The 3,921-nt window shown below is 56.6% G+C and carries 4 protein-coding genes; all 4 read left to right on the top strand.

The window, feature by feature from the left end:
* Positions 1 to 85: 85 nt before the first annotated feature.
* The 4 genes from AO501_RS35515 (at position 86) to AO501_RS10775 (ending at position 3,867) form a co-directional block, all read left to right on the top strand.
* Positions 86 to 1,150 carry a terminase large subunit gene (locus tag AO501_RS35515; RefSeq protein ID WP_231752436.1) on the top strand — a complete coding sequence of 355 codons (1,065 nt, stop codon included), beginning with the start codon at positions 86 to 88 and terminating at the stop codon, positions 1,148 to 1,150.
* 11 nt (positions 1,151 to 1,161) lie between these two features.
* Complete coding sequence (locus AO501_RS10785) at positions 1,162 to 2,514, top strand: phage portal protein (RefSeq protein ID WP_055577709.1); 1,353 nt, start codon at positions 1,162 to 1,164, stop codon at positions 2,512 to 2,514.
* 88 nt (positions 2,515 to 2,602) lie between these two features.
* Positions 2,603 to 2,995, top strand: a complete 393-nt coding sequence (locus tag AO501_RS10780; RefSeq protein WP_231752435.1) for a hypothetical protein — start codon at positions 2,603 to 2,605, stop codon at positions 2,993 to 2,995.
* 128 nt (positions 2,996 to 3,123) lie between these two features.
* Positions 3,124 to 3,867, top strand: a complete 744-nt coding sequence (locus tag AO501_RS10775) for a phage major capsid protein (protein WP_082658553.1) — start codon at positions 3,124 to 3,126, stop codon at positions 3,865 to 3,867.
* Positions 3,868 to 3,921: the final 54 nt, after the last annotated feature.

Raw genomic sequence — 3,921 nt, 5'->3', positions numbered from 1 at the left:
CAACCCACCCGACCATCCAGAGGAGGACGCTCAGTAAATACCGCGCAACGGTGCCTCATTCAGGTTGACAGGTTCCGGTGAGCGCGTGCAGGTTTTCGCTGATCGCCTGTATCTGCCTGAGAATGATGCGACGTTGACGCCTCTCCCGGCTGAGCCTGGCGCTTTGCACGGACATGACCCGTCGCTGTTGATTGTCGATGAGCTTCACGTTGTTACTGAGCCGGTTTGGGAAGCAATTACCAGCATGGCCGGTAAGCGTCCTGAGTCTTTGACGTTGGCTATTTCGACCCCGGCTAGTTCCGCTGATTCGGTGATGTGGCGTCTTGTCCAGCACGGACGTGAAGGCACTGACCCTGCTTTCTATCTGAAAGAGTATGCAGCGCAGCCGAATTGCGATCCCGATAACCGTGACGCGTGGCATATCGCCAACCCAGCTTTGTCCTGCGATGACCCTTTCCTTGCTGAGGATGGTCTAGCGGCTGTCCGCAAGACCCTGCGTGAGCCTGTGTTTAGGCAGCTACGTCTGGGCCAGTGGGTTACGGGTGTTGATGGGTGGCTGCCCTTTGGCCTGTGGGAGTCGCGTGCTGAGGAATGTTCGATCCGTGGCCCGATCACGGCAGGGTTCGACGGTTCTGCCTCTGGCGACTCCACAGCCCTTGTCGGCTGCACGATGGACGGGCACATTTTCCTCATCGGGCTATGGGAAAACCCCGGCGACAAGGATTGGCGTGTCCCTCGCGAAGAGGTTTCCAACGCTGTCGATGTGATGTTCGAACGCTACGAGGTTCTGTCTCTGGCCTGCGATCCGTGGGGTTGGCGTTCCGAGATTGAAGCCTGGGGTAAGCGTCACGGTGAGACCCGAGTGGTGGAGTACAACACCGGTTTCGTTGGGCGTATGGCACCGGCTACGGATCGCTTTTATCAGGCTGTGGTGGACGGCTCCCTGTCTCAGGACGGTGACCCTCGTCTAGCCGCTCATATGGCTCACTGTGTTGCCCGTGCTACCCCGCAGGGTGATGTGATCATGAAAGACAAGCGTGGCTCTCCGCGCAAGGTGGACGCCAGCATCGCTGCGATTATCGCGTTTGACCGCCGTGCCTGGCATTTGGCTAATCCCGTAAAGCGCAGACGCGCTTACTCTTTCGCTTAGGAACTCGAATAATGACCCCTGATTTGATCGAGCTTTTGATGGCTCTTGATTCCCGTCAGTTCCGTAACGGGCTGTTGAGTCGCTACTACAACGGCGCTTCTCCGCTGTCGTTTCTGAGCCGTGAGGCGAAGGTGGCTTTGCGGAACTTTGATCAGTTGTCTAGCAACCTGTGTCGCACTGCCGTTGTGTCATTGCAGGAACGGCTGAGGCTCAGCGGCATTGAGGGCACCGACGCGTGGTCTCTGTTTGAATACTCGGACCTAGACCAGCTGTCGGCTCAGGTCCACTCCGATGCTTTGCTGTACGGCGTCGGGTATGTGCTGTGTTGGACTGACGGCAGTGGCAAGCCGAGGGCTACCGTTGAGCACCCGTCTGAGGTGACAGTGATTCGTTCGCCGATTGACCGGCAGATTTTACGAGCAGTCAAAAGGGTCAGGACCAAGACCGAAACGCTCGCGTGGATCTATTACGCGGACCGGGTTGAGGCGTGGTGTGCGAAAACCCCGAGTGCTGGTAATGCGGGATATGAGTTGATCGAAACTGTCGAGCACGGCCTTGGTGTTGTTCCTATCGTGGCTATCGGGGATGAAAATGAACCGAGTGTGATTGATGATTTGCTCTCGATCCAGGACGCAATTAACAAACTATTGCTGGACATGATGGTCGCCAGCGAATATGCAGGCAGGCCGCGAAGGTATGCAACCGGTATCGAGCTTGAGGAAAAGCCGGTCATTGATGAGGACACCGGCCTACCTGTCGTTGACCCTGATACCGGCGATGTGGTGACGGCACCCACCAACCCGTTCGGCGGGGATGAATCGAATCGCATGATGATCAGCGAGGATGCGAACAGCAAGTTTGGCAGTCTTCCCGCTGCTGACCTAAAGACGTTCGAATCCGGTATCCGCGTTCTCATTTCGCAGGCGATGATGGTTAGCGGTTTGCCCGCGCATTATGTTGGGCTGCTTCAGGATTCGGTCACTAGTGCTGACGCGTTGAGGGCTGCTGAGGCTGCTTTGGTTTCCCGTGCTGAGGCTCGCCAGCGTTTGTACGGCGTCGGGTGGGAAGCGGTCGCCCGGTTGCTTGTGGCTATCCGTGACGGTGTTGACCCTGCCAGCGTTACCGCCCGTGTTGTGTGGTCACCTGCTGATACTCGCTCGCAGGCTCAGGAAGCTGATTATGCGGTGAAGTTGTTTAGCGCCGGAATTCTTTCTAAGACTGCTACCCTCCGCAAGCTTGGCTTTTCTGAGGACGAGGTAAAGCAGGAATTGATTGATTTCGAGCGTGATGCCCGGTTCGCGTCGGATATCCGGCTAGGCAAGTTCATCACTCAGGCAATTACCCCTGAATCGCCCGCTGCGTAAACCCGTATACATTTCTCTACCCCTGCTGTTTTGATTGCTCGTGAGGGCAAATAGACGGCATTACGCGCTATCACAGAGAGGAACCATCGTGTCAGGTACCGATGAGCCCGAGAACGTCGAAACTGAGCAGGACGAATCCGCAGACACTTTCCCGCGTGCCTATGTAGAGAAGCTACGCACTGAGGCGAAGGATCACCGGCACCGCGCCGAGACCGCCGAAACACGGTCGAATGAGTTACTGCGCCAGCTTTTCACCTTGAAGGTAGGAGCGACCGGGAAGCTAGCCGACCCGACAGATTTGGAATTCAACGCTGATTCGTTGGCCGACGACGACACGTTGAACGCAGCTATTGATGATCTGTTGTCCCGCAAGCCGCACCTGAAGGCGCGCAAGATTGCGGCGGGTCCGGTTGGTCAGGGTGTCACCGGTAACAAAGGGGAACCATTCTCGCTTCTAGGCCGACTTCGACAGTCCGTCTGATAAAATTAAAGAGTAAGGTAAACGCGACTGATTCGCGACCTATTCTGTATTTCTAGGGTTAGATACCCGATTTATTTAGCTGTCCTTGATGGCGGCAGTAACACCGTTATTTTAAAAGGACAAATAATATGACTGTTCAGACTGCTGCTACGCAGCCGACTTTGACCGCTGCTGAGGTAGCGAACCTTTTGGTTCAGCCTTTGGAGCAGGCAAGCACATTCCTTAGTGCAGGACCGCAGATCATCGACAGCGCAGGCCCGGTGAGGGTGCCGCGTATTGCTTCCGGTGCCTCCGCTGGGTTCTATGCTGCCGGTGCCCAGATCAGCGAGAGCAACGCCAGTTTTGACGAGGTGCAGTTGCTCCCGTCGTCGCTGAAGGGCATCAAGAGCTTGACCAAGGTCAGCAATGAATTGATTCGTCAGGCCACACATACGGTCGGCGCGCTCGACACCGTTCTATCCACTCGCCTCGTGACCGACGTGAGCAACGTGCTAGACGCTGCACTGTATGACGGCACCGGAGCATCCGACACCATTAAGGGCATCCTCCGCCAGACCGGTATCACAACCGGCACTTTGGATTTGACCGAAGTTGATTCGCTGATCGACGGTCTTGCCGCTGCTCAGGGCAACCACGTCGCCCCTACGCACTGGGTGATGACACCGGCCAGCTTCGCCGCGATCCGCAAGGTGAAGGTTGGTTCGGATGACAACCGCTATGTGATTGAGCCGAACACCATTCAGAACGGTGTGAACTTTCAGCTTCTTGGCCTACCGGTGATCATCACTGATTACATCCCGGCTGCCAGTGCGAAGAAGCGTGTTGCGCTGGTGGACTTCTCCAAGGTTGCCCTCTCTGCCAACCTGGGTTGAGGCACCCGCCCCCTGACAATTAGTGACCCGAGGGCGGGGATGGAGAGACTCCCC

The sequence above is a fragment of the Mycobacterium gordonae genome (genome assembly GCF_001417955.2).
Classification (GTDB): Bacteria; Actinomycetota; Actinomycetes; order Mycobacteriales; family Mycobacteriaceae; genus Mycobacterium; species Mycobacterium gordonae_B.
The sequence above is the reverse complement of the archived record's forward strand: the minus strand, read 5'-3'. Positions and strand labels throughout refer to the sequence as shown.

Bases quoted from the DNA above. Each gene is read 5' to 3' on its own strand.
- AO501_RS10775 (WP_082658553.1), top strand. From the start codon at position 3,124: ATGACTGTTCAGACTGCTGCTACGCAGCCGACTTTGACCGCTGCTGAG.
- AO501_RS10785 (WP_055577709.1), top strand. From the start codon at position 1,162: ATGACCCCTGATTTGATCGAGCTTTTGATGGCTCTTGATTCCCGTCAG.